The sequence below is a fragment of the Klebsiella sp. CN_Kp100 genome (assembly GCF_040065315.1).
GTDB lineage: Bacteria > Pseudomonadota > Gammaproteobacteria > Enterobacterales > Enterobacteriaceae > Klebsiella > Klebsiella oxytoca.
This window is the reverse complement of record NZ_JBEAIJ010000030.1, coordinates 15575-41025: the sequence shown is the minus strand read 5'-3', so window position 1 is coordinate 41025 and position 25451 is coordinate 15575. Positions and strand designations below refer to the sequence as shown.

Here is a 25451-nt window from a genome sequence, read left to right as displayed (position 1 = left end):
CAAGCCTGGAGCATTGATATAGCGAAGCATATCGGCTGATAAGGAGATCGTAGGCATGGCTTTTAGAAACTGGCGCATAGGAATGCATATTCAGCAGGACCATATTGCTATTGTCGCGTTGTTGCATGAGCGCTCACGCTGGGCGCTGCGCCGCTGGTGGAATATCCGATTAATGCCCGGCACTGTGCGTCAGGGGATGGTAGTGGACGTTGAGTCGCTGGCCCACCAGTTGCAAAGCTGGCGGCGGGAGCTGCCTTTGCAGCATCAAGTCTGCATTGCCTTCCCGGCGGCGCGAACGCTGCAGAAGCAGCTCCCGCGTCCGCAGATTTCATTAAGAGAAAGCGAGCAGGCGACATGGATAACCAGCGCCATGGCGCAGCAGCTGGAAATGCCCGCCTCTTCGCTGTGCGTCGATTATGCCCAATCTGCTGCGGTCGATGGCTGGCGGGTTACCGCTGCGCAGCGCTTAGACGTCAACGCGCTATGCCGGCTGGCAACCCGCCTCAGGTTAAGAGTGGTGGGGATTGTCCCGGATGCCAGCGCGCTTAGCGCTTTTATCCCCTGGCTGCCGGTTGAAACGCAGGGGCTGGCGTGGCGCGACGAAGCGAGCTGGCTTTGGGCAACCGCCGAGAACTGGGGATACTGTTTGTGCAGCGACGCTCCCTCTTTTCCCCACATGGTTTCCCGGGTAAACGCCGGAGCATTTCGTCTCTGCACTTCAGCGCCGTGCGACGGGCAGAGCTTTGATGCCTGGAGCGTCATCGATCGCCTGCAGCCGCCTCTGCCGAGCTGCGGCGACAGCTATACCGTTGCTCTGGGGTTGGCGCTGGGAGCGCGCCAGCTATGAGCCACATCGTCAACTTTCTTCCCTGGCGCGAAACGCGGCGAAAACAGCGCCTGCGCATAGGCGGCCTGTTGAGCGTCGGTTTACTGCTTATCCTGCTTGCGGCGCTGCTTGCCCCACGGCTCAACAAACGGGCCGCTCACTGGCTGGCAACCGTTAAGCTAAACGCTGATAACCAGCTTTACAGCGCATTACAGCAGCGTGAGCGCACCATGCGTCAGCAGCTACAGCACAGGGAGCAACAGCGCCTGCGCCGCCTGCGGCGCGAAAAAACCGCCGCGTGGCAGCCAAGGCTGCAGGAGATAGCGGCGCGTATGCCGGAGGATGCCTGGTTAACCCATCTGGAATACCGCCAGAACGCTCTGTCGCTGAGCGGGCTAACGTTGAATCTTAAAGGGTTAGCCGCGCTGGAAAAGGCGCTGGCAAACATTAGCGGTTTTCTTCCGGCAAAGGCAGGGGAAACGCACCGCGATAGCGAAGGGCGCTGGCTATTTCACTTTTCCATGGTTGGAGAGGACGAACATGCGGGGGAGCATTGAACGCTTGCTGGCGGAGCGTAAAAGTCTGTTAGCGATACCTCTCCTGCTGGTTCTGATTGCCGCAATCGGGCGCTGGCTCATGCTGCCTTCCCAGACAGAAACGCCAGTGGAGCTCTCGCCGCGCATACAGATGCAGTGGCGAAAACTGCTGCCGCTGGTGAGCGCGCTACGTGCCGCCGGAATAGATGACGCAGCGACCCAGCCATTTTCTCCCATTGAGCTCCCGGTGGCTGGGGCGGCGCTTATCGCCTGGCGGCCGATGGGCGGCGGGGGCGAGATGCAGCTGGAGGCTGACTGGCAAGCGGTGCCTGCGCTCTTTTCCTGGCTTGCCCGCTGCGGGATGCGGGCTACGGCTTTCTCTGTGCAGCCGGAAAAACAGGCTCTACGGTTGACTCTGCATCTGGGGGCGGAAGATGCGCCTTAAATGGTGGTACTGGCTGCTGTTCCCACTTCCGCTGCTGGCGGTGGAACGCGATCCGTTCCGCCCCCCGGTGGATCGCTGCCGGACGGCGCAGCTTAGCCAGTGGCGCTATGGCGGAGCTGTCGGCGACCCGCTGGCGCTTATTGGCATCTTGCAGGATAGCGCCGGGAAGTGGAGTCGGGTGAGGGCGGAGACGATTTTGCCCGCGGGCTGGCGGGTGACGCTGCTGACGGCAGAGAAAATAACCATATTAACCGGCCCCGGATGTGAACCCGCACAGTGGGTCTGGCTGCGAAAGGGAATAAAGAATGATGCGATGGATAAGCCTGCTGTTTCTGCTCCTGCCGCTGATGGGCAACGCGGCAAAAAAGGATCTTCCCGTGTCGCTGGTCGTCGATGATGCCCCGGTGGCTCAGGTACTCCAGTCGTTGGCGGAGCTAAAGCAAAAAAATCTCGTGATCGCACCTGACGTCAGCGGCTCGGTATCTCTTCATCTGAATGAGGTACCCTGGCTGCAGGCGTTGCGATCGGTGATCGACAGCGCCGGTTTGACCCTTACCCAGCAAGGTTCGGTTCTCTACGTACACACCCAGGCGTGGAAAAAGGCGCAGCAGATGAACCTTGAGGCGGAAAGAGCAAAGCGTCTGCAGAATCTCCCTTTGCAGGGGCATAGCGTGACCCTTCGCTATGCTGATGCGGAGGATCTGGCTAAAGCCGGCGAAAAATTGCTGAGCGCTCGCGGACATCTGACGGTCGATAAGCGAACCAACCGTCTGTTGATTCGAGATGATGCCCGGCACCTTCCGGCGTTAAAAGCATGGGCCCAGGAGATGGATGTACCCGTAGGTCAGGTCGAGCTGGCGGCGCATATCGTTTCAATGAGCGAAACCAGCCTGCGGGAACTGGGCGTTAAATGGAGCCTGGCAGAAGCGAGCAGCCCGCCAGGCTCGGGTAAATTAACCACCTTGAGCAGCAACCTGGCGGTAGGGGATGCCAGTACAAGGGCCGGGTTTAACATCGGCCGCATCAGCGGGCGGCTTCTGGAGCTGGAGCTCTCCGCGCTTGAGCGGAAGCAGCAGGTAGACATCATCGCCAGCCCTCGACTGCTGGCTTCGCATATGCAGCCCGCCAGCATTAAGCAAGGAAGCGAGATACCTTATCAGGTCTCCAGCGGCGAAAGCGGCGCAACCTCTGTGGAGTTTAAAGAGGCGGTGCTGGGGATGGAGGTAACGCCGACGGTGCTACATCAAAACCGCGTACGTTTAAAACTCAGAATTAGCGAAAATACGCCGGGCCAGGTGCTCAAACAGGATAATGGCGAAGTATTGGCTATTGATAAACAAGAAATAGAAACTCAGGTAGAGGTTAAAAGCGGCGAGACCCTGGCTTTAGGCGGTATCTTTGCGCAAAAAAATAAAACTTCTCGCGAGGGTATTCCTCTCCTTAGCGACATCCCCTGGTTTGGCCAGCTGTTTCACCGCGACGGCAAGGATAACGAACGACGTGAACTGGTTGTCTTCATCACTCCACGTATTCTGGCAGTGCATTAAGCGGGTTTTTCATGCTAAACACGTTTCAGGTGTTTGACGTGAGGACGGATTTAGCATACAAGGGGTACCGATTTGAGAGTCGGGTACGACATCAATCCTCCCTTTCTTGTCCGGTGATTTATTCTGTTGCCAAACCAGCCGGAGTATTGAGATAATTTTTAGTCTGACTCTCGCTCTATTGCATATGAGGTTTCAGTTCATGTCCTGCTGCGCTGGGTGTCTGCGAAGCGGGTTTACCATTAACGAATAGTCTTAGTAGTACCGAAAAAATGGCAGAGAAACGCAATATCTTTCTGGTTGGGCCTATGGGTGCCGGCAAAAGCACTATTGGGCGCCAGTTAGCCCAACAGCTCAACATGGAATTTTACGATTCCGATCAAGAAATTGAGAAACGCACTGGCGCAGATGTGGGTTGGGTCTTTGATGTAGAAGGCGAAGACGGCTTCCGCGACCGTGAAGAAAAAATCATCAATGAGTTGACGGAAAAACAGGGAATCGTGCTGGCAACTGGCGGTGGCTCTGTAAAATCCCGTGAAACGCGTAACCGTCTCTCCGCCCGCGGCGTGGTGGTGTACCTGGAAACAACTATCGAAAAGCAGCTTGCCCGTACGCAGCGCGATAAAAAGCGTCCTTTGTTACAAGTTGATGCGCCGCCTCGCGAAGTTCTGGAAGCGTTGGCAGATGAGCGCAATCCACTGTACGAAGAGATTGCTGATGTCACTATCCGCACTGACGATCAAAGCGCGAAAGTGGTAGCAAACCAGATTATTCATATGCTGGAAAGCAATTGATTCTGGCTTAATAAAGTGCGTCAGAGTAAAAGCAACTGAGGTGGACGTCGCGTTATGGAGAGGCTTACTGTAACCCTCGGGGAACGTAGTTACCCGATTACCATCGCGGCTGGTTTGTTTAACGATCCAGCTTCCTTCCTGCCACTGAAATCAGGCGATCAGGTTATGCTGGTCACCAATGAAACGCTGGCGCCGCTTTATCTGGATACCGTACGCTCCGTACTTGAGCAAGCGGGAGTAAAAGTCGATAGCGTGATTCTTCCCGACGGCGAGCAGTTTAAAAGCCTGGCGGTGATGGATACTGTTTTTACCGCGCTATTGCAAAAACCACACGGCCGCGACACGACGCTAGTGGCGCTCGGCGGTGGGGTGATCGGTGATTTAACCGGATTTGCCGCCGCCAGCTACCAGCGTGGCGTGCGCTTTATTCAGGTTCCTACCACCCTGCTGTCGCAGGTGGACTCTTCGGTGGGCGGCAAAACGGCCGTCAACCACCCTCTCGGTAAAAACATGATTGGCGCCTTCTGGCAGCCAGTTTCCGTTGTTGTCGATCTCAACTGTCTTAAAACGCTGCCGAAGCGTGAGCTCTCTTCCGGTCTGGCTGAAGTGATCAAGTACGGCGTGATTCTTGACGGCGAATTTTTCGACTGGCTGGAAAATAATATTGATGCACTGATGGCGCTGGATGAAAAAGCGATGGCGTACTGTATCCGTCGCTGTTGTGAGCTGAAAGCTGAAGTTGTCGCTGCCGACGAGCGCGAAACCGGGTTACGTGCTTTACTCAATCTTGGCCATACTTTTGGTCATGCTATCGAAGCTGAAATGGGCTACGGTAATTGGTTACATGGTGAAGCGGTTGCTGCCGGTATGGTGATGGCGGCGCATGCGTCCGAGCGTTTGGGGCGGTTTAATCCGCAGGATACGCAGCGAATTATCCATCTGCTGCAACGTGCAGGCCTGCCGGTGTGCGGGCCGCAGGAGATGACAGCTGACGCGTATTTGCCCCACATGATGCGTGATAAAAAAGTACTGGCAGGCGAGATGCGGCTGGTGCTACCCCTCGCGATAGGGAAGAGCGAGATACGCGGCGGAGTACCGCATGATGTTGTTCTTGGCGCGATTGCTGATACTCAGCAGGCGCAACAATAAGAAGGTCTGGCCGCGTTCGCGCGGCGTTATCATTTCGGGTGACATGCAATAGTCGTGAGCATAAGCCTTTTAGTGGGGTGTTAAATGGATGAATTAAAACCAGAAGACGATATGAAAGCCGATCGCAGCGATCGTCGTACTGGTCGTTCTCGTCAGTCTTCAGAGCGTGATGCCGATCCGCAAATCAATTTTGATGATGTCGATCTTGATGATGCTGACGATGGTCGCCCGACGCGCGGCAGCAAAGCACGCCGTGAGCGCGATGAAGAGCAGTATGAAGAGTACGAAGAAGAAGTAGAGTCTGACGAAGGCGATGACGAAGAGCGTCAGGTTGAGCGTCGTCCGCGTAAGCGTAAGAAAGCGCCGGCAAAACCGGCCTCCCGTCAGTACATCATGATGGGCGTAGGCATCCTCGTTCTGCTGCTGCTGATCGTTGGCGTTGGTTCCGCGCTGAAATCACCATCCTCATCCAACGAGCAAACCGCTTCCGGCGAGAAGAGCATCAACTTGTCCGGAGATCAGGACAATAATACCCAGCCAGCGGCCCAGGACTCCTCTGCGGCAAACAACGCGCAATCGCAGGATGTCTCTCTGCCGCCCATCGCGTCTAACCCGACTCAAGGGCAGACGACGGCTGAACCACAAGGGCAGCAGCGCGTTGAGGTTCAGGGTGACCTGAATAACGCGCTGACCCAGCAGCAGGGGCAAATTGATAGCGCGGTAGCCAACTCTACTCTGCCTACAGAACCTGCTACCGTTGCGCCGCTGCGCAATGGCGCCGCCCCGCGTCAGGCCACTACCGAGCGTCAGACGGCGGCAGCGCCGCGTCCGGCTGAGCGTAAGCATACGGTTATCGAACCAAAACCGCAGGCCACGGCGAAAGCGCCGACGCAGCCGAAACAGGTTCCGGTTCAGCCTAAGCGTACAGAAAGCGTCGCCGCTACGACCCCGGCAAAAACTCAGCCGACCACTAAGCCTACCGCTACCGCACAGGCTAAACCGGCTGCGACTACCGCTCCTGCGGCGACCACCGCGACAGCAACTACTGCTCCGGCTGCGACTGCAGCTGCCGCTCCGGCAGCAACAGCGGCGACTACGGGTAAAAGCGCTGGCGATGTTGGTTCGATGAAGTCTGCGCCGTCCGGCCACTATACGCTGCAGCTCAGCAGCTCTTCTAACTACAACAACCTCAATAGTTGGGCGAAGAAAGAGAAGCTGGAGAAATATGTTGTCTACGAGACTACGCGTAACGGTCAGCCCTGGTATGTGCTGGTGAGCGGTATTTACGCTTCAAAAGATGAAGCGAAACGTGCCGTTGCTACGCTGCCAACAGATGTACAGGCGAAAAATCCGTGGGCAAAACCGCTGCATCAGGTTCAGTCTGACCTGAAATAATGCCGCAGTGTAGTCTGAAGCGCTGGATGCTGTCGGAGCTTTCTCCACAGCCGGAGAATGTGTAATTAGTTAGGCAGCATGAAAAAGAATCGCGCTTTTCTGAAATGGGCAGGGGGCAAATACCCCCTGCTTGATGATATTAAAAAGCACTTGCCGCAGGGCGACTGCTTGATTGAGCCTTTCGTGGGCGCCGGGTCGGTATTTCTTAATACCGACTTTTCTCGTTATATCCTCGCTGATATCAATAGTGATTTGATCGATCTGTATAACATCGTCAAACTGCAAACCGATGAGTACGTTGCGGCGGCGCGAGAGATGTTTACGCCTGAGAACAACGTTGCTGAACAGTATTATCTGTTTCGCGACGAGTTTAACCAGAGCCAAGAGCCGCTGCGCCGCGCGGTGCTGTTCCTGTATCTGAACCGTCATGGCTACAATGGTCTGTGTCGCTACAACCTGCGCGGGGAGTTCAACGTGCCCTTTGGCCGTTATAAAAAGCCCTATTTTCCCGAAGCTGAACTGTATCATTTCGCGGAGAAGGCGCAGCATGCCGAGTTTCATTGTGAATCTTATGAAGAGTGCATGAAGCGGGCAGATCACCGTTCCGTTGTTTACTGCGATCCGCCCTATGCGCCGCTGTCGTCAACGGCTAACTTCACGGCCTATCATACGAATAGCTTTAGCCAGGAGCAGCAGGAGCTGCTGGCTAAAAAAGCGGAATCGCTGATGAAAAAGCGTATTCCAGTGCTGATTTCCAACCATCGCACGCCGCTCACTCAGGAGTGGTATAAAAACGCCGCTGAGACGCATATTGTGAAGGTTCGACGCAGCATCAGCAGTAACGGTGGTACACGTAAGAAGGTGGACGAGCTTCTGGCTCTGTACCGTCCGCCCAAGACCAAATAAATTTCAAGGAGATGCGGATGAAGCAGTATTTGATTGCCCCTTCGATTCTGTCGGCTGATTTTGCCCGTCTGGGCGAGGATACCGCCAATGCGTTGGCTGCGGGTGCGGATGTTGTGCACTTTGACGTGATGGACAACCACTACGTGCCGAATCTGACCATTGGTCCGATGGTGCTGAAATCACTGCGAAATTACGGTATCACCGCGCCGATTGATGTGCATTTGATGGTCAAGCCGGTTGACCGCATCATCCCTGATTTTGCCGCCGCGGGCGCCAGCATCATTACTTTCCATCCGGAAGCTTCCGAACACGTTGACCGTACGCTGCAGCTTATCAAAGAGCACGGCTGTAAAGCCGGCCTGGTATTTAACCCGGCGACCTCCCTGAGCTACCTCGATTACGTGATGGATAAGCTGGATGTCATTCTGTTGATGTCCGTCAACCCTGGCTTTGGTGGTCAGTCCTTTATTCCGCATACCCTGGATAAACTGCGTGAAGTTCGTCGTCGCATTGATGAATCCGGCTACGACATCCGTCTGGAAGTGGATGGCGGTGTAAAAGTGAGCAACATCGCTGAGATTGCTGCTGCCGGTGCGGATATGTTTGTTGCCGGCTCGGCTATTTTCGATCAGCCGGACTACAAAAAAGTCGTTGAACAAATGCGTAGTGAATTAGCAAAGGTTAGCCATGGATAAGTTACACAACATTCGCGGTGTGGCGTTTGATCTCGACGGAACGCTGGTGGACAGCGCGCCGGGATTGACCGCTGCCGTTGATAACGCCCTGTATGCGCTGGAACTCCCGATGGCGGGCGAAGAGCGAGTCGTGACCTGGATTGGTAACGGCGCTGACGTACTCATCCAGCGGGCCCTGACCTGGGCTCGTCAGGAGCGCGCGACGCTCAGAGCGGCGCAGGGCAAACCTTCCGTCGATCATGATGATATCCCGCAGGCTGAGCAACAGGCCATTTTGCGCAAGTTGTTCGATCGCTACTATGGCGAAGTGGCGGAAGAGGGGAGCTTTTTGTTTCCTGCCGTTGCCGATACGCTGGGCGCGCTGCACGCAAAAGGCCTGCCGCTGGCGCTGGTGACCAATAAGCCAACGCCGTTTGTCGCGCCAATTCTGTCGTCGCTGGATATCGCCAAATATTTTACCGTTGTTATCGGCGGCGATGACGTAAAAAACAAAAAACCGCACCCGGAACCGCTGCTGATGGTCGCGGAGAAACTGGGGCTGGCGCCCGCAGAGCTGCTGTTCGTTGGCGACTCGCGCAATGATATTCAGGCCGCGAAGGCCGCCGGCTGCTGCTCTATCGGATTGACCTACGGCTACAACTACGGCGAGCCGATTTCGTTGAGTGAGCCGGATTATATCTTTGACCAATTTAATGAACTCTTGCCCGCTTTCGGGCTACCGTACAGTGAAACTCAGGAATAAAAAATGACAAAGCCCATCGTTTTTAGTGGCGCACAGCCCTCAGGTGAATTGACCATTGGCAACTATATGGGTGCGCTGCGTCAGTGGGTAAACATGCAGGACGATTACCACTGCATTTACTGCATCGTTGACCAGCACGCGATTACCGTCCGTCAGGATCCGCAGCAGCTGCGTAAGGCGACGCTGGATACGCTTGCGCTGTATCTGGCGTGCGGTATCGACCCGAAAAAAAGCACCATTTTTGTTCAGTCCCACGTGCCTGAGCATGCGCAGCTGGGCTGGGCGCTGAACTGCTACACCTATTTCGGCGAACTGAGCCGTATGACCCAGTTTAAAGACAAGTCATCGCGCTATGCGGAAAACATTAACGCCGGTCTGTTTGACTATCCGGTATTGATGGCTGCCGACATTCTGCTGTATCAGACTAACCAGGTCCCGGTTGGCGAAGACCAGAAGCAGCACCTGGAACTGAGCCGCGATGTCGCCCAGCGTTTCAACGCTATCTATGGCGACGTGTTTAAAGTTCCGGAACCGTTTATTCCCAAATCCGGCGCGCGCGTGATGTCGCTGCTGGAGCCGACCAAAAAGATGTCCAAGTCAGATGATAACCGCAACAACGTTATCGGCCTGCTGGAAGACCCGAAATCGGTAGTGAAGAAGATCAAACGCGCGGTCACCGACTCCGACGAGCCGCCGGTTGTTCGCTACGACATCCAGAACAAAGCGGGCGTTTCCAACCTGCTGGATATTCTCTCTGCGGTTACCGGTCAGAGCATTCCAGAGCTGGAGCAGCATTTTGAAGGCAAAATGTACGGTCATCTGAAGGGCGAGGTGGCAGAAGCCGTTTCCGGTATGCTGACCGAACTGCAGGAGCGCTATCACCGATTCCGCAGTGATGAAGCCTTCCTTAATCAGGTCATGAAAGAGGGCGCAGAGAAAGCCAGCGCTCGCGCTTCCGTGACCCTGAAAGCGGTTTACGAAGCGATTGGTTTCGTCGCCAAACCCTGATGGATTAACGGTGGTTGAGCAATAAAAGCCGGGTGCAAAACATCCGGCTTTTTCATTGGTAATCGCTGATGCCATATGATGCAGTGGTTCTATAAACGCTCTGCATTTATTAGCGAGGAGCACTCGTTGATGGGCCGGAAAGCAGCGAGCCCGAAATGTCATTATTCGTATCGCTCATACACAATCATGACTTTCTTAATTGTACTGGTTTTTAGGCCGCATATAAAAAGGCCGGAATAATCCGACCTGAGATTTTATTTCTGATCTGCTGCGGGTCCACAGCCGCCTATCATCTTGGAAATAGAAATTGCAGGATGAAGGAGATAGTCATAACTGCATGTTTTATTTTTGTTTTCAATGTGGCCGGTGCAGGCAGTGAGCGACGTGAGAACTGCCGCTAATGCAGCGAACCTGAGCATGTTTTTCATAAGATAATCCCTGTTGTATGATATATAATATATTTGACTTTCCATTGCTAATAAGAAACGGCTTTTGAGTCATTTCTTATTTTTGATTTAATAGGATTTTATTTTGGGTGTCAAATTTTCAAGGGTTAAATTAACTTAATTGCTTTTTAAATATTATGGAATATATTTGCGGCAAGATTATGTTGAAAGAAAATATGGCCCAATATTAATGGTAATAGTGGGCCAGGAAGATTAGTGATTTGAGAACCAGTTCAGCTTGTCGCGCAGGCCGACAACGCGACCGACAATAATCAGCGCGGGGCTGGCCATTTGCTTCGCCAGAATATCCAGCTGTTCTAACGTACCGGTGACCACCTTCTGGGTTATCGCCGTGCCGTTCTCAACGATGGCAGCGGGCATATCCGCCGCCATGCCGTGGGCAATCAGTTTTTCCCGGATCGCCGGAGCCTGGTTCAGGCCCATGTAGAACACCAGGGTCTGTTTCTCTACCGCCAGGTTTTCCCAGTCCAGTTCGCCGCCGGTCTTAAGGTGGCCGGTGACCAGGCGCACGCCCTGGGCAAAATCCCGGTGAGTCAGGGGGATGCCGGAGTAGGCGGAACAGCCAGAGGCCGCGGTAATTCCCGGTACTACCGAGAAAGGAATACCCGCATGACACAAAGTTTCCAGCTCTTCGCCGCCGCGACCAAAGATAAACGGATCGCCACCTTTCAGGCGAACAACGCGTTTTCCACCCTGGGCTTCGCGCAGCAGAATCTGGTTAATCTCTTCCTGGGGTACGCAGTGGTAGCCCGAGCGTTTTCCCACGAAGACCCGATCGGCATCGCGGCGCACCAGATTCATGATGTCGTCGGAGACCAGGCGGTCATAAACCACTACATCGGCCTGCTGTATTTGCTGCAGGCCTTTGAGGGTCAACAGTCCGGCGTCGCCAGGACCTGCGCCTACCAGCACCACTTCGCCGCGATGGTCCAGCGGCTCGGTCAGCAGCTGCTCCGTAGCGTCCGCGACGGCCTGGCGGTCCTCGTTGGCCAGCGACTGCGCCAGCCTGTCGTTAACAAACAGCTTCTCCCAGAAGCGTCGGCGCTCGCCGACGGTGGCAAACTGCTTCTTCACCCTTGAACGCAGCTGACCTGCATAGTGGGCCAACTGGCCTAAATGTAATGGCAGAACCGACTCCAGCTTTTCGCGCAGCAGGCGCGCCAGCACCGGCGAGGTGCCGCCGGAAGAGACGGCAACCATCAGCGGTGAACGGTCGATAATCGACGGCATAATAAAGCTGGCTTGCTGAGGCGCATCGACCACGTTGCAAAATATTCGCCTTTCTTCCGCTGATTCGCTGACCTGTTGATTAACCGCTTCGTTATCGGTAGCAGCGATGGCCAGCCAGCAGTTATCCAGCAGCGCAGGATTAAACTCGCCCTGGACCAGGGTTAGCATGTTTGCATCGGCCCATACCTGGAATTGCGGCACAAAATCCAGGGCATTAACCGTCAATCTGGCGCCAGCGTCCAGTAACAGGCGAGCTTTACGTTCAGCCACATCGCCGCCGCCGACTAACAAACAGTCACGATCGCGTAATTGGCAAAATATAGGCAAATGGTCCACGACATTCCCTCTTAATTATTGGCAGCAGCCTTAGAATCTGGCTATCAGGCTATTTTATTTGTCAGGTTGAACCTGGGCAGTGCTCACACAAAATTCATCGAGTTTTGAACGCCCTTTAGGGCGGCCCGAAGGGTGAGCGTAGCGAATCATCCTCACGTACTACGTGTACGTTCCGGTTGTTTCGCGCTGTCCGCGTTCAACCTGCCTTCACCGATTACGCCTACTGAGCCAGACTCTCAGTCTCGTTAGTTTTTTCCGGGGCGGGGCGCTCCGATTTCGGCGTAGCATACCAATAACCCAATCCCATAAATACGACACCGGACAAAGTATTGCCGAGTGTTACCCATAACAAATTGTGACCTATTCCCGCAAGGGTATACGCATCGCTGTGATGGCCAAACCAGGAGAGGGCAAAAAGCGTCATGTTGGCGACGGAGTGCTCATAGCCGGACGCGATAAACGCCAGTAGACACCACCAGATGGCGATAAATTTGGCCGCGCCCTCGGTACGAATCGCCATCCAGATCGCCAGACACACCAGCCAGTTACACAGCGCGCCTTTGAAAAAGAGCGCCATCGCGGATTGGCTGGTTTTTGCCAGCGCGACGGTATGCACGAGGCTGCTATCGACCGGCAGCAGGCTGCCGCTACCCCAGCAATACAGCAGCGCCACGAAAACCGAACCCAGCAGATTACCCATCCAGGTCTGGGGCAGAATCGCCCACATCTGACTCTGGCTGATGGTGCCCGCTTTCACGCCCAGCGTAAGGAACATGGTGTGGCCGGTGAACAATTCAGAGCCGGCGATAATCACCAGCGTTAACGCAATGCCAAAGGTGGCGCCCATCACCAGCGGGCGGACCGCAGGATCGAGCAGGTTGCCGAGGGTAAAAATAAGAATGATGCCGAGGCCGACATAGGCTCCCGCCATCATTGAGCTGACCCAGAAGCTGATTGGATTATTGGCCGAAAGGCGCGCAATGCGGGCGGCGTTGGCCGCGCACTTGTTTATTGTGTCCGTAAACATAGGATTTCCTTTAACACCTCATCCTTTGCGCTGCTTCCTGGTTGGCAGCCTTCGCGACGCAGCACAGATGATGTTGTGTCATCAATTGAAGGTAAAAAATTTAAAAAAAAGGGAGGCGTTGCGCCTCCCTTAAATTGCTTAACCGCGTAATTGCACGATGCCGTCTTTCACTCGGGCTTCATAGTGCGCCACCGAATGGCTTTCATCTTCCATACACAGGCCGTCACGCAGGCGGAAGCGCTGCTTTTTCAGCGGGCTGGCCACCCACAGCTCGCCCTGATGCTCGGCGATCAGGCCGCGAGAGAGGACGCTGGACTCGAAGAACGGGTCGATATTGCTAATCGCAAACACCTGGTCACCGTGATACGGGCGGAAAATCGCCACTTGTTTATCGCCTAACAGCGCGCAGACGCCGGTTTCCGGCAGGATGTCATCGAGTTTGCAGATATTTTTCCACTGGCTCATGCGTTTTCCTCCACCAGAGTTACCGGGATACGTTCGTACGGCGTGGCCGGGCGATGTTGCTCACGCTCAGGCACTACCTGGACGTTAGGGTCGCGCTTGTCGCTGTTGATAAAGTGTTTGAAGCGTACCTGGGCCGCTGGCGAGTTAACGGTTTCTGTCCACTCGCAGACTACCGCTGCACGCAGGCGAGCCATCTCTTCTTCCAGATGCTCGTTCAGTCCCAGCTTGTCGTCGATGATGACCGACTTCAGATAATCGATGCCGCCTTCCAGGTTATCTAACCACGGTGCGGTACGGGTCAGTTTGTCGGCGGTACGGATATAGAACATCATGAAGCGGTCGAGATATTTCATTAATGTTTCGCGATCCAGATCCGCTGCGAGCAGATCCGCGTGGCGGGGTTTCATACCGCCGTTACCGCAGACGTAAAGGTTCCAGCCTTTCTCCGTGGCGATGATGCCGACGTCTTTACCCTGAGCTTCCGCGCATTCGCGGGTACAGCCCGAGACGCCAAACTTCATTTTGTGCGGCGTACGGATGCCTTTGTAGCGGTTTTCCAGCTCTACGCCGAAGCCGACGCTATCGCCCACGCCGTAGCGGCACCAGGTGCTGCCTACGCAGGTTTTCGCCATTCGCAGCGCCTTAGCGTATGCGTGACCGGTTTCGAAGCCCGCGTCGATCAGCTGACGCCAGATTTCTGGCAGATCGTCTTTTTGTGCGCCAAACAGGCCGATACGTTGGGAGCCGGTGATCTTGGTATACAGGTTAAATTCACGAGCGATGCGGCCCACCGCCACCAGCCCTTCCGGGGTGATTTCACCGCCGGCAGAGCGAGGAATAACGGAGTAGGTGCCGTCTTTCTGGATATTGGCCAGGAAGTTGTCGTTGGTATCCTGCAGCGGGGTGTGCTGCGGTTTCAGAATATATTCGTTCCAGCAGGAGGCCAGCAGCGAGCCAACGGTCGGTTTACAAACCTCACAGCCGTAGCCTTTACCGTGTTTTGCCAGCAGCTCTTCAAAGGTTTTGATGCCTTCCACGCGGATGAGGTGGAACAGTTCCTGACGGGAGTACGCAAAGTGCTCGCACAGGTTATTGTTGACTTCGATGCCCTGTTTCGCCAGTTCGGCGTTGAGAACCTGAGTCACCAGCGGGATACAGCCGCCGCAGCCGGTGCCGGCTTTGGTTTCTGCTTTCAGCGCCGCCACGGTGTGGCAGCCTTTATTAATAGCGGCAATCAATGCGCCTTTGGTGACGTCAAAGCAGGAGCAAATTTGTGCGCTGTCCGGCAGTTTATCCACGCCAATTGACGGCTTACCGCTGCCCGCGTGCGCCGGGAGGATCAGCGAGTCCGGGTTTTCCGGCAGTTCGATCGCATTGAGCACCAGCTGCAGCAGATTGCCGTAATCGCTGGTGTCGCCCACCAGCACCGCACCGAGCAGAGTTTTATTATCTTCACTCACGATGAGGCGTTTGTAGACCTCTTTGCTTTCGTCGAGGTAAACGTAGCTGCGCGCGCCTGGCGTGCGTCCGTGAGCGTCGCCAATCCCGCCGACGTCAACGCCCAGCAGCTTTAGCTTGGCGCTCAGATCCGCGCCTTCAAAGGCGTTTTCTGTTTTCAGGATATGGTCAACGGTAACCTGGGCCATTTTATAGCCCGGGGCGACCAGGCCATAAACGCGGTTATTCCAGCTGGCACATTCCCCGATGGCGTAGATATCCGGGTCAGAAGTCTGACAGGCGTCATTGATCACAATGCCGCCGCGTGGAGCGACTTCCAGACCGCACTGGGTGGCCAGCTTATCGCGCGGGCGGATACCGGTAGAGAAAACGATGAAGTCAACTTCCAGCTCGCTGCCGTCGGCAAAACGCATGGTTTTACGCGCTTCGCGTCCTTCCTGGACAATCTCTTTGGTATTTTTGCTGGTGTGCACCCGCACGCCCATGCTTTCAATCTTACGGCGCAGCTGTTCGCCGCCCATCTGATCCAGCTGTTCCGCCATCAGCATGGGGGCGAATTCAATGACGTGGGTTTCAACGCCGAGGTTTTTTAGCGCCCCAGCGGCTTCCAGGCCTAACAGACCGCCGCCGACGACGGCGCCGCGCTTGCTGCGACGGGCGCAGGCTTCAATAGCGTTCAGGTCTTCAATAGTGCGATAAACAAAGCAGTCCTGAGTTTCAGAACCTTTTATCGGCGGGATCCACGGATAGGAGCCGGTTGCCATAATCAGCTTGTCATAGAAAACGGTACGGCCTGCGCTGGAGTGGATGACCTTCTCCTGGCGGTTGATGGTAATGGCGCGTTCACCGACCAGTACCTTAACGCCGTGCTTCTCGTAGAAACCTTCCCGTACCAAAGAGAGCTCTTCGGCGGTATGGTGAGAGAAGTAGGAGGAGAGGTGTACGCGGTCGTAGGCGATACGGGGTTCTTCACAGAAGACGGTAATATCGAACAGGCTGGCGTCGGATTTATCAAGAAGGTCCTCAATAAAGCGGTGGCCGACCATACCATTACCAATGATAGCGAGTCTGACTTTGCTCATTTTTGCCTCGATTTCTTTTATATTACCGCCTACCTTAACGATTCAGCCGCGACACTTATTGATGCAAATCAATTACACCTTTACCTACTACTTAAGTGGTATGTTTATGATTTGTCAGTATTTTTATAAGTGACGGAAAACGCTGGCTTTTCCTTTTTGCTTTTTTTATGTACAAAATTAGCAACGGATACCCACGGCGGGTTGAGTAAAATTTCAGCAACAATTACGGGAGTCATCGATATGACAGCAGCGCCGCTTTGGTTAATTGAGAACGTTCGTCTGCCCGATCGCGAAGGGTTATGGCAGATAGCGATAGACAAGGGGCGCTTCGGGGATATCACCCCTATGGGGGAGGCGCGCAAAGAGAATTTTGAAGTGCTGAATGCGCGCGGCGGGCTGGCCATCCCCCCTTTTATTGAACCGCATATTCACCTCGATACGACCCAGACCGCCGGCGAGCCGAACTGGAATCAGTCCGGTACCCTGTTTGAAGGGATTGAGCGTTGGGCGGAGCGTAAGGCGCTGTTGAGCCATGAGGACGTGAAAGCCCGCGCCTGGAAGACGTTGAAATGGCAAATTGCCAACGGTATTCAGTTTGTGCGCACCCACGTCGACGTTTCCGATCCGACGCTGACCGCGCTCAAAGCCATGCTGGAGGTGAAACAGGAAGTCGCACCGTGGGTAGATTTGCAGATTGTCGCCTTCCCACAAGAGGGAATTTTATCCTATCCCAATGGTGAGGCTCTGCTGGAAGAAGCCCTGCTGCTGGGCGCCGATGTGGTGGGCGCCATCCCGCATTTTGAATTCACTCGCGAATATGGCGTGGAGTCCCTGCACATCGCTTTTCGTCTGGCGAAAAAGTATCAGCGGCCTTTAGATATCCACTGTGATGAAATCGATGATGAACAGTCGCGATTCGTTGAGACCGTGGCGGCCCTGGCGTTAAAAGAGGGGATTGGGCCGAGAGTGACCGCCAGCCATACCACCGCGATGCACTCCTACAATGGCGCTTATACATCACGTCTTTTTCGTTTGCTGAAACTGTCCGGCATTAACTTCGTGGCTAACCCGCTGGTCAATATTCACCTTCAGGGACGGTTTGACGACTATCCGAAACGCCGCGGCATCACGCGCGTGAAGGAGCTGATGGCGGCGGGCATTAACGTCTGCTTTGGCCATGACGATGTCTTTGATCCCTGGTATCCGCTGGGAACCGGCAACATGCTGCAGGTGCTGCACATGGGGCTGCACGTTTGTCAGATGATGGGCTATCAGCAGATTAACGATGGACTCAAGCTGGTGACGGAAAATAGCGCGCGAACGTTTGGCCTGAGCGATTACGGTATTGCGACGGGGAACACGGCGAATCTGGTGATTCTCCCTGCGGAAAACGGGTTTGAGGCTGTGCGTTGTCAGGTTCCGGTTCGTTGGTCAATTCGCCAGGGGAGAGTTATCGCTACCACGCAGCTGGCGCAAACCTGGGTACAGATGGATCGGGGCGGGGAGGAGCTGTTCTTTACCCGAAATAGCCCCTTTGCCGGAACAAAGGGGCCTGAGGCTTAGTGCGATTCCGCTGCCGCGTTGTTCTGGCGGTGGCGGGAGACGAAGCCGAGGATCAGACACATCACAAAGACCACGGCATAGAGGCCGTTAGCGGTATGCAGCGCTGCCAACGGTCCGCTGGCGGCAACGATAGGGCCGGTAACGACGAAAGTCAGCATGGTACCCACGGTGCCGCAGGTCAGGATGAAGTTCACCAGCTTAGGCGAAGACACTTTAGTTTGCAGTGACCCCAGGGTGATGATCGACGTATAGATGGCGCTGGAGAAGAAGCCGAGGGTCAGAATAAACCACGGCATATGCTCCGGCGAACCGTTAATAAACAGATACATCAGCACCGTCGCCACGCCCGCCAGCACGGTCAGGATACGCTGCAGGTCAAAGAAGCGCAGGATGAAGCTGAATGACCACATGCCGATCATGTACGACATCCAGAAATCGCTTACCAGCTTACCCGCATCGCCAAGGCTCATGCCCAGGCCTTTGGCGTATTCCGGTACCCAGGAGATGAACCCCAACTGGCCGAGGATGTAGCACAGGGCGGCGATGGAAAGAAACAGCACGCCGATACCCCATTTTTCTTTCACGACCAGCTGGCTATCCTGCAGGGCTTTTTTGCCCAGGACCGGGAATTCACAGCCGAAGGTCAGAATGAAAATAGCGACGTAGACCAGGCCGATGCAGGCATAAACCCAGTACCATTCGATGCTGCGCGCCAGCAGATAGGCGGCCAGCATCGGGAAGATCATCCCCGCCATGCTGAAGAAGGAGTCGGTGAACAGCAGCCGCGCGCCGCGCTGACGACCTTCGTACATATGGGTAATCAAGAAGGTACCAATCGACATGGTGATCCCGCTGACCAGCCCAAGCACGAACATCGAGGCGGAAAACAGCGCCAGGCTATGGCTGAACATCAAACCGGCGACGGCCAGAACCATCAGGATAAAGCCAAAGCGCAGTTGCGTTTTCAGCGGAACAATTTCCATCAGCCAGGCGTTCAGGAAGATAGAGATCAGGATACCGGCATTAAGAAAGGTAAAGGTGTTGCTCATGCTGGAGACGGGCAGATGAAAATAATCTGCGATGTTTCCCATCACCATCCCGGTGACAATCACCAACGCGCCGGTCAGGGCGTAGGAGAAGAAGCTGATCCATGTGAGCTTGATACGATTGCTGTTAGTCATGACAGGCCTGTGAATAGAAATGTAAAGCGCGTTGACTCTGCGCCGGGCGGACAGATTTTATGCGTTAGCGTGATTCAAGCAAACGTTTATTCTGAAATTTATAGTTTTTTGCAATTGTTAGTGTGACTTGTATCACATTTGATTATTTGGCGGAGCGCCTGACCCATCGTTACAAGTGTTTCAGCTAAGTAAAATTAGGTAAAAGGCTAGCCCAGGATGCAAAGGCTCTTTAGAATCAAAGCACTCGGTTTTTATTCTGCTCCGTTAAGGAATTTCCATGCTCAAATCAACTCTCGCGGCGGTGGCTGCCGTTTTCGCCATTTCAGCATTCTCCCCGGCCATGGCGGCAAAGGGGGATCCTCATGTGTTGCTGACCACGTCTGCGGGCAATATTGAGCTTGAGCTGAATAGCCAGAAAGCGCCCATCTCGGTTGATAACTTCCTCAAGTACGTGAACAGCGGTTTTTATAACAACACCACTTTTCACCGTGTGATCCCGGGCTTTATGGTGCAGGGCGGCGGCTTTAACGAACAGATGCAGCAGAAACAGCCTAATCCGCCGATTAAAAATGAAGCCGACAACGGTCTGCGCAACACGCGCGGCACCATCGCCATGGCGCGTACTGCCGATCAGGACAGCGCCACCAGCCAGTTCTTTATCAATATTGCGGATAACGCCTTCCTCGATCATGGCCAGCGTGATTTCGGCTATGCGGTGTTTGGTAAAGTAGTCAAAGGCATGGACGTCGCGGATAAAATTTCTCAGGTGCCGACTCACAACGTTGGGCCGTATCAAAATGTTCCGTCCAAACCTATCGTTATTCTTTCCGCAAAAGTACTGCCGTAATCTTAATTGTGCGGGTAACGCTCACCCGCGCATTCCCCGCTTCCCTGCGAAATCGCTTTTTGCCGCTTATACTTGTGGCTACTGCGGACATGTCAGGGAGGTGTTAAATGAAAAAGCTCACCGAAAAACAGAAATCCCGACTCTGGGAGGATCGACGCAACGTGAATTTTCAGGCCAGCCGGCGGCTGGAGGGCGTCGATATTCCGCTAATCAACCTTACTCCCGAAGAAGCCCTGGCGCGTATTGCGGCGTTAAGGAGCCACTATGAGCGATAAATTTGGTGAGGGCCGGGATCCTTATCTTTACTCCGGTCTGCAGGTCATGCGTAACCGCTTAGGTATCCGCCAGGCACAGCGCCTTGAGCAGGCGGCGTGGGAGCTGACCGCGCTACGCGCGGCAACCATCGAACTCGGGCCACTGGTGCGCGGCTTGCCTCATCTCTGCGCGATTCATCGCCAGCTCTATCAGGATATTTTCGACTGGGCGGGACAACTGCGTGAAGTGGATATCTATCAGGGCGACACCCGTTTCTGCCATTTCGCCTATATCGAAAAAGAGGGGAACACGCTCTTTCAGGCCCTGGAAGAGGAAGGCTATCTGGTGGGGCTTGCTCAGGATAAATTCATTGAACGTCTCGCTCATTACTACTGCGAAATTAACGTCCTGCATCCTTTCCGAATCGGCAACGGCCTGGCGCAACGCATTTTCTTTGAACAACTGGCTATTCATGCTGGCTATACGCTGGACTGGCGTGATATTGCCGTCGATGTATGGAACCAGGCCAACCAGAGTGGCGCAATGGGCGACCTTTCTCCACTGCAGACGATATTTCGTAAAGTGGTAAGCGAAGCTGCGGAAACTGAGTAGAATAGCGCGGTTCTTTGTTCCCGGAGCCGCTATGATCCTGCTTATCGATAACTACGATTCTTTTACCTGGAATCTGTACCAGTATTTCTGCGAACTTGGGGCAGAAGTGCAGGTCAGGCGTAATGACGAGCTGACGTTAGCGGAAATTGTTGCGCTGGCGCCCGCGAAAATCGTTATTTCGCCGGGGCCCTGCACGCCGAATGAGTCCGGGATTTCGCTGGCGGTTATTCGCCACTTCTCCGGCAAGACGCCAATCTTAGGCGTTTGCCTGGGCCACCAGGCGATAGCCCAGGTTTTCGGCGCCGCGATCGTGCGGGCGGCCAAAGTCATGCACGGGAAAACGTCCCCCATTAGCCATCGTGGCCAGGGGGTATTTCGTGGCCTCAATAATCCGCTAACCGTGACCCGCTACCACTCCCTGCTGATTGACCCGCTAACGCTGCCTGAATGCTTTGAGGTGACCGCTCGCAGCGAGGAGGGTGAGATCATGGGCATTCGCCACCGCGAATTCGACCTTGAGGGCGTGCAATTTCATCCGGAGAGCATTCTCAGCGAACAGGGCCACCAGCTGCTGGCAAACTTCTTCAATCGGTGATTTGTAGTTGCCATGGGTTGATTTTTTATGCATATTTTGTGATTAGATTATCATAATCACTATCGCATAACGAAGAGGGATGGGCACGACATGGCAACTGAACAACCGGCGATCACCCGCGCGACATTCGATGAGGTTATTTTGCCAATTTATGCACCGGCGGAATTTATTCCGGTGAAGGGCAAAGGAAGCCGGGTATGGGATCAGCAGGGGAAAGAGTACGTTGATTTCGCCGGGGGTATTGCCGTGACTGCGCTCGGACATTGCCATCCGGCGCTGGTGGCGGCACTCCATGAACAGGGTGAAAAGCTGTGGCATACCAGCAACGTTTTTACCAACGAACCGGCCCTGCGCCTGGGGCGTAAGCTGGTTGATGCGACGTTCGCCGATCGCGTCGTGTTTATGAACTCCGGAACCGAAGCCAACGAAACGGCTTTTAAGCTGGCGCGCCACTATACCGTCACTCGCCATAGTCCGTACAAAACCAAAATTATCGCCTTCCATAACGCGTTCCACGGTCGATCGCTGTTTACCGTCTCCGTCGGCGGGCAGCCGAAATATTCCGATGGCTTTGGGCCTAAACCGGCCGATATCGTTCACGTGCCGTTTAACGATTTACACGCGGTGAAAGCCGTGATGGACGATCATACCTGCGCGGTGGTGGTCGAGCCGATTCAGGGAGAAGGCGGCGTGACCGCAGCGACGCCGGAATTTCTGCAAGGCTTGCGCGCTCTGTGCGACCAGCATCAGGCTTTGCTGGTCTTTGATGAAGTTCAGTGCGGTATGGGGCGCACGGGCTCGCTGTTTGCTTATATGCACTATGGCGTGACGCCGGATATTCTGACCAGCGCCAAGGCGCTGGGCGGCGGTTTCCCTATCAGCGCGATGCTGACCACCCATGACATCGCCAGCGCGTTCCACGCCGGTTCTCATGGTTCGACCTACGGCGGTAACCCCCTGGCCTGCGCGGTGGGCGGAGCGGCGTTCGATCTGATTAACACACCGGAAGTGCTGGACGGCGTCACCGCGAAGCGCGAGCTGTTTGTTGAGCACCTTCAGCAAATTGACGCGCGGTTCGATCTGTTCAGCGATATCCGCGGCATGGGGCTGCTTATCGGCGCCGAGCTTAAGCCGCAGTATCACGGGAAAGCGCGCGATTTCCTCTACGCCGCCGCAGAGGCTGGCGTCATGGTGCTCAATGCCGGACCGGACGTGATGCGCTTTGTACCGTCGCTGGTGATTGATGATAGCGATATTGCTGAAGGCATGACGCGCTTTGCCAAGGCTGTTGAGCGGGTGCTCAGCGCTTAGTGGCGCGCAGCCAGATGCCATGATGCGGACGCTGACGCCATGCCACCGATGAAATAGTGTGCATGGTGTTCAGATGCCCGAGGATGCGCTGCAGATGCTGCTCCATTGTACTGAGCGGGCCGCGAGGAACCTCCGCATCCTGCGCCTCCATGATATTCACATCCCCTGCGCTGCCCGGCCCATCGGAATCCAGCCGCTGCTGGCAGCGCTGGAGCGCAATCTCGCAGGACTCCAGATAACGTTGCGCCAGATCTGGCGTGAGCATATTGTGCTCGCGCGCCAGGGTGGTCATGGCGTTGATATGCTCGACAATAAACTGGCTGTGGGTAACCCACAGCTTCATATCTTCCAGATAGTGCGAGTTAAAACCGGGTTCCTGCATTGCCTGATTCAGCGAGTTAAACAGCGCGTTATGCGCCTGGTTGACGCGCATTCGCTGATAGGCCAGCGCCGGGGCCTGATGGTCGTCGCTGAGGATCAGCCTGATAGCATCCTGATCGGCTTCCAGCGCATCGTGGGCATTTTTGCGCAGCAGGCCGCTTTGCCATTGCGGCCATAGCCAGACCATACCCCCGAAGGCGATCAGGCAGCCAATCAGCGTATCAATCAGCCTGGCAACGATAAACTGTTCGCCGTTCAGGGTGAGTAGCTGCAGGGTATACACTGCCGTTACCGTAAATCCGACCATCGCCCAGCCGTAGTTCTTGCGGATAATCAGATAGCTTAACAGCGTGATAAAGAGCATCGCGGTCAGCGTATAGCCTTCAGGGACGTGAAAGTGCAGCGTCAGTCCGGCAATGACCAGCCCGGCAATGGTTCCTGCAGCCCGGTGGACGATGCGTACTCGGGTGGCGCCGTAGCCGTTTTGCGTCACGAACAGAACCGTCATCAGGATCCAGTAGGGTTTTGGCAGGTTTAGCGCGCTGCCCATCAGGCTGGCGACGCTCAGCATCACGCTGATACGCGCCGCATTTCGTAAGGCCGGCGACTTAAGCGACAGATAGTTTTTCAGGGCAGGCAGCAGCGGCAGGCGACGGGTTTTATCCGCCATCAGGTTACGCGCGTACAGCGGCCGCTGGGTGCGCAGAACCCGGGCAATACGGCTGAAATGCCAGGCGCAAAACTGCCCGACCGGGTTATCGGGATGCTGCCAGGCGATTTTTTCCAGCGCACCGATCTGTTTATCCATCTGAAAGCGCTGAGGATAACGATGGTAAAGGAGATCGTCCGCCAGCACCCGCAGGCGGGCGGCAACGGTTTGCGCGTTCCAGCGAATCACCGCTTCCGCATGGCTGCGCTCCACCAGTTTTTGCACCTCTTCCGGCTGATGAAGGCTGACGGAAATATGCTCCTGCAGGTCCAGTCCAACCTGGAATGCGCGCAGCAGGCGTTTATGATCGCTGCGCTGGTTGGCCGCCAACATATGCATCTGCTGATAGCACTGGGTTATCAGATCTACCACCTTTTGCTGTCGATTAAGCAGCGGCGGCAACGATGTTGAGGGGTCCGTATGCTGGGTAAGCAGACTGTATTTGGCCTCGCAATAATTGGCCAGCTCGCGATACAGCAGACTTAAGGATTCGCGCAGCGGCTGTTCGCGCCAAAGCCAGAACCAGATCCAGTTAAAAACGCCATACCATAACGTCCCGAGCGCGTAGATCAGCAGCGGCTCCCAAATCGGCATGTTGCCCGCGAGACTGAGCGTAAATATAGCCGCGATAAGCGAGGCGGGCAGCAGCCTTGCGTGCAGCGAGCTGATTTCGGCCGTGACGCCGAGGATGAGCGCCAGACCCGTGAGGATCAGCGGCAAAGGTATTTCTCGCTGCAGAAGGAGTTGAACGATCAGGCTACTGCCGGCAAACAGGCAGCCGCCGATAATCAGGCGTTTAAAGAAACGCTTATGCGGTGTATCCAGCCCGGCAACGTTGCAGCAGGCGGGAACAAGAGAAAACAGCAGCCCCTGCTGTAGATGACCGAACAGAAGCCCTATCGCAACCGGCAGACACAACACCAGCGTTTGCCGCAGTGCATAGTTGACTTCCGGGTGGTAAATCAGCCTGCGCCACATGAGGGGAAAACAAAAACGGCGTATTGTCAGGCAATACGCCGTTTTACCGACTTAACGGGTACCGTAGACGACGATAGTTTTACCGTGTGCCGAGATCAGGTTTTGATCTTCCAGCATTTTCAGGATGCGGCCAACGGTTTCGCGAGAGCATCCGACAATCTGACCGATTTCCTGGCGGGTAATTTTAATTTGCATACCGTCCGGGTGGGTCATCGCATCCGGCTGTTTTGCCAGGTTCAGCAGCGTCTGGGCGATACGACCAGTCACGTCGAGGAAAGCGAGGTTGCCCACTTTTTCCGACGTAACCTGCAGACGGCGCGCCATCTGCGAAGAGAGACGCATCAGGATATCCGGGTTAACCTGGATCAGCTGACGGAATTTTTTGTAGGAGATTTCGGCCACTTCACATGCGGTTTTCGCACGTACCCAGGCGCTACGCTCCTGACCTTCTTCAAACAGGCCTAATTCACCGATGAAATCGCCCTGGTTGAGGTAAGAGAGGATCATCTCTTTACCTTCTTCATCCTTGATGAGTACAGCCACGGAGCCCTTAACGATGTAGTACAACGTTTCTGCTTTTTCACCCTGGTGGATCAGCGTGCTCTTTGATGGGTACTTATGAATGTGGCAATGAGACAAGAACCATTCAAGGGTAGGGTCTGTTTGCGGTTTGCCAAGCACCATGCGCGGTTATCCTCTGTTATAAGCTATCTCCGGGTGCCGACACTACACGGCATCCGGGCATGCAATCGTATTGAATCCCTATACCTGGGAATCCGGCTGAAAGTGTTCTGCAGCCTGTAATGTGAACTCCTCTGCATACATGCAGTACATCAATGTATTACTGTAGCATCCAGACTGTTTTAGCATAGCTTTCGCCGCATGTCTCCTGGTGTCTCGCTTCAGCATGACCC

The 25451-nt window shown here is 55.0% G+C and carries 26 protein-coding genes; 18 read left to right on the top strand and 8 right to left on the bottom strand.

Going from position 1 to position 25451, the window contains the following annotated elements; all coding sequences use genetic code 11:
- Positions 1-55 precede the first annotated feature (55 nt).
- The 12 genes from ABLV12_RS10080 to trpS all read left to right on the top strand — a co-directional run bounded on the left by ABLV12_RS10080 (position 56) and on the right by trpS (position 10040).
- Positions 56-847 carry a hypothetical protein gene (locus ABLV12_RS10080; RefSeq protein WP_064370997.1) on the top strand — a complete coding sequence of 264 codons (792 nt, stop codon included), beginning with the start codon at positions 56-58 and terminating at the stop codon, positions 845-847.
- Positions 844-1383: a PilN domain-containing protein gene (locus ABLV12_RS10075; protein ID WP_049129504.1), complete on the top strand. Its 540-nt coding sequence runs from the start codon at positions 844-846 to the stop codon at positions 1381-1383. Before ABLV12_RS10080 ends, ABLV12_RS10075 begins: the two co-directional genes overlap by 4 nt.
- A complete protein-coding gene (locus ABLV12_RS10070; RefSeq protein ID WP_016810008.1) occupies positions 1367-1807 on the top strand; it encodes a hypothetical protein in 441 nt (146 codons plus the stop codon). The genes ABLV12_RS10075 and ABLV12_RS10070 overlap by 17 nt, the downstream gene beginning before the upstream one ends.
- Positions 1797-2204: a HofP DNA utilization family protein gene (locus ABLV12_RS10065; RefSeq protein ID WP_074185862.1), complete on the top strand. Its 408-nt coding sequence runs from the start codon at positions 1797-1799 to the stop codon at positions 2202-2204. The genes ABLV12_RS10070 and ABLV12_RS10065 overlap by 11 nt, the downstream gene beginning before the upstream one ends.
- Positions 2113-3354 (top strand): DNA uptake porin HofQ, encoded by a 1242-nt coding sequence (gene hofQ, locus ABLV12_RS10060; RefSeq protein WP_064397855.1) that lies wholly within the window; start codon positions 2113-2115, stop codon positions 3352-3354. Before ABLV12_RS10065 ends, hofQ begins: the two co-directional genes overlap by 92 nt.
- 269 nt (positions 3355-3623) lie before the next feature.
- Positions 3624-4145, top strand: coding sequence for a shikimate kinase AroK (gene aroK / locus ABLV12_RS10055; protein WP_004106441.1), 522 nt, complete (start codon positions 3624-3626; stop codon positions 4143-4145).
- Positions 4146-4199: 54 nt separating this feature from the next.
- Complete coding sequence (aroB, locus tag ABLV12_RS10050; protein ID WP_004106440.1) at positions 4200-5294, top strand: 3-dehydroquinate synthase; 1095 nt, start codon at positions 4200-4202, stop codon at positions 5292-5294.
- A gap of 84 nt (positions 5295-5378) precedes the next feature.
- Positions 5379-6689: a cell division protein DamX gene (gene damX, locus ABLV12_RS10045; RefSeq protein WP_064397857.1), complete on the top strand. Its 1311-nt coding sequence runs from the start codon at positions 5379-5381 to the stop codon at positions 6687-6689.
- A 78-nt stretch (positions 6690-6767) separates the two neighbouring features.
- The gene (gene dam / locus ABLV12_RS10040; RefSeq protein ID WP_004106438.1) at positions 6768-7595 is read left to right on the top strand and encodes an adenine-specific DNA-methyltransferase; all 828 of its coding nucleotides are present in this window, start codon (positions 6768-6770) and stop codon (positions 7593-7595) included.
- A 17-nt stretch (positions 7596-7612) separates the two neighbouring features.
- On the top strand, positions 7613-8290 hold the full coding sequence (gene rpe, locus ABLV12_RS10035; RefSeq protein WP_004106437.1) for a ribulose-phosphate 3-epimerase: 678 nt from the start codon (positions 7613-7615) through the stop codon (positions 8288-8290).
- Positions 8283-9032, top strand: coding sequence for a phosphoglycolate phosphatase (gph, locus tag ABLV12_RS10030; protein ID WP_064397859.1), 750 nt, complete (start codon positions 8283-8285; stop codon positions 9030-9032). The genes rpe and gph overlap by 8 nt, the downstream gene beginning before the upstream one ends.
- A gap of 3 nt (positions 9033-9035) precedes the next feature.
- Complete coding sequence (trpS, locus tag ABLV12_RS10025; RefSeq protein WP_004115985.1) at positions 9036-10040, top strand: tryptophan--tRNA ligase; 1005 nt, start codon at positions 9036-9038, stop codon at positions 10038-10040.
- A gap of 254 nt (positions 10041-10294) precedes the next feature.
- Here trpS and ABLV12_RS10020 read toward each other — a convergent pair whose 3' ends face one another.
- The 5 genes from ABLV12_RS10020 to nirB all read right to left on the bottom strand — a co-directional run bounded on the left by ABLV12_RS10020 (position 10295) and on the right by nirB (position 16105).
- Positions 10295-10468, bottom strand: a complete 174-nt coding sequence (locus ABLV12_RS10020; RefSeq protein ID WP_016810006.1) for a YhfL family protein — start codon at positions 10466-10468, stop codon at positions 10295-10297.
- A gap of 231 nt (positions 10469-10699) precedes the next feature.
- On the bottom strand, positions 10700-12073 hold the full coding sequence (gene cysG / locus ABLV12_RS10015) for a siroheme synthase CysG (RefSeq protein WP_004106431.1): 1374 nt from the start codon (positions 12071-12073) through the stop codon (positions 10700-10702).
- Positions 12074-12293: 220 nt separating this feature from the next.
- The gene (nirC, locus tag ABLV12_RS10010; RefSeq protein WP_023321706.1) at positions 12294-13100 is read right to left on the bottom strand and encodes a nitrite transporter NirC; all 807 of its coding nucleotides are present in this window, start codon (positions 13098-13100) and stop codon (positions 12294-12296) included.
- Between the two features lie 138 nt (positions 13101-13238).
- Positions 13239-13565: a nitrite reductase small subunit NirD gene (nirD, locus tag ABLV12_RS10005; RefSeq protein WP_004106426.1), complete on the bottom strand. Its 327-nt coding sequence runs from the start codon at positions 13563-13565 to the stop codon at positions 13239-13241.
- A complete protein-coding gene (gene nirB / locus ABLV12_RS10000; RefSeq protein WP_023329054.1) occupies positions 13562-16105 on the bottom strand; it encodes an NADPH-nitrite reductase large subunit in 2544 nt (847 codons plus the stop codon). The genes nirD and nirB overlap by 4 nt, the downstream gene beginning before the upstream one ends.
- A 240-nt stretch (positions 16106-16345) precedes the next feature.
- Here nirB and ABLV12_RS09995 point away from each other — a divergent pair, with 240 nt between their 5' ends.
- Positions 16346-17668 carry a cytosine deaminase gene (locus ABLV12_RS09995; RefSeq protein ID WP_023329053.1) on the top strand — a complete coding sequence of 441 codons (1323 nt, stop codon included), beginning with the start codon at positions 16346-16348 and terminating at the stop codon, positions 17666-17668.
- Here the strand turns inward: ABLV12_RS09995 and tsgA are convergent.
- Complete coding sequence (gene tsgA / locus ABLV12_RS09990; protein ID WP_016810003.1) at positions 17665-18849, bottom strand: MFS transporter TsgA; 1185 nt, start codon at positions 18847-18849, stop codon at positions 17665-17667. The two genes, ABLV12_RS09995 and tsgA, sit on opposite strands and share 4 nt — an antisense overlap.
- A 277-nt stretch (positions 18850-19126) precedes the next feature.
- Here tsgA and ppiA point away from each other — a divergent pair, with 277 nt between their 5' ends.
- The 5 genes from ppiA (at position 19127) to ABLV12_RS09965 (ending at position 22469) form a co-directional block, all read left to right on the top strand.
- Complete coding sequence (gene ppiA, locus ABLV12_RS09985; RefSeq protein ID WP_004854889.1) at positions 19127-19696, top strand: peptidylprolyl isomerase A; 570 nt, start codon at positions 19127-19129, stop codon at positions 19694-19696.
- Between the two features lie 107 nt (positions 19697-19803).
- Positions 19804-19971, top strand: coding sequence for a YhfG family protein (locus ABLV12_RS09980; protein ID WP_004106412.1), 168 nt, complete (start codon positions 19804-19806; stop codon positions 19969-19971).
- Complete coding sequence (locus ABLV12_RS09975; protein WP_004106410.1) at positions 19961-20563, top strand: putative adenosine monophosphate-protein transferase Fic; 603 nt, start codon at positions 19961-19963, stop codon at positions 20561-20563. The genes ABLV12_RS09980 and ABLV12_RS09975 overlap by 11 nt, the downstream gene beginning before the upstream one ends.
- A 31-nt stretch (positions 20564-20594) precedes the next feature.
- Entirely contained in the window at positions 20595-21158 is a 564-nt protein-coding gene (gene pabA, locus ABLV12_RS09970) for an aminodeoxychorismate synthase component 2 (RefSeq protein ID WP_004106408.1), read from the top strand.
- 90 nt (positions 21159-21248) lie between these two features.
- Positions 21249-22469, top strand: a complete 1221-nt coding sequence (locus ABLV12_RS09965) for an aspartate aminotransferase family protein (protein ID WP_064397862.1) — start codon at positions 21249-21251, stop codon at positions 22467-22469.
- Here ABLV12_RS09965 and ABLV12_RS09960 read toward each other — a convergent pair.
- Both ABLV12_RS09960 and crp read right to left on the bottom strand, forming a co-directional pair.
- On the bottom strand, positions 22459-24537 hold the full coding sequence (locus ABLV12_RS09960) for a YccS/YhfK family putative transporter (RefSeq protein WP_023321704.1): 2079 nt from the start codon (positions 24535-24537) through the stop codon (positions 22459-22461). The genes ABLV12_RS09965 and ABLV12_RS09960 overlap by 11 nt on opposite strands.
- A gap of 51 nt (positions 24538-24588) precedes the next feature.
- Positions 24589-25221 carry a cAMP-activated global transcriptional regulator CRP gene (gene crp / locus ABLV12_RS09955; protein ID WP_000242758.1) on the bottom strand — a complete coding sequence of 211 codons (633 nt, stop codon included), beginning with the start codon at positions 25219-25221 and terminating at the stop codon, positions 24589-24591.
- Positions 25222-25451 lie beyond the last annotated feature (230 nt).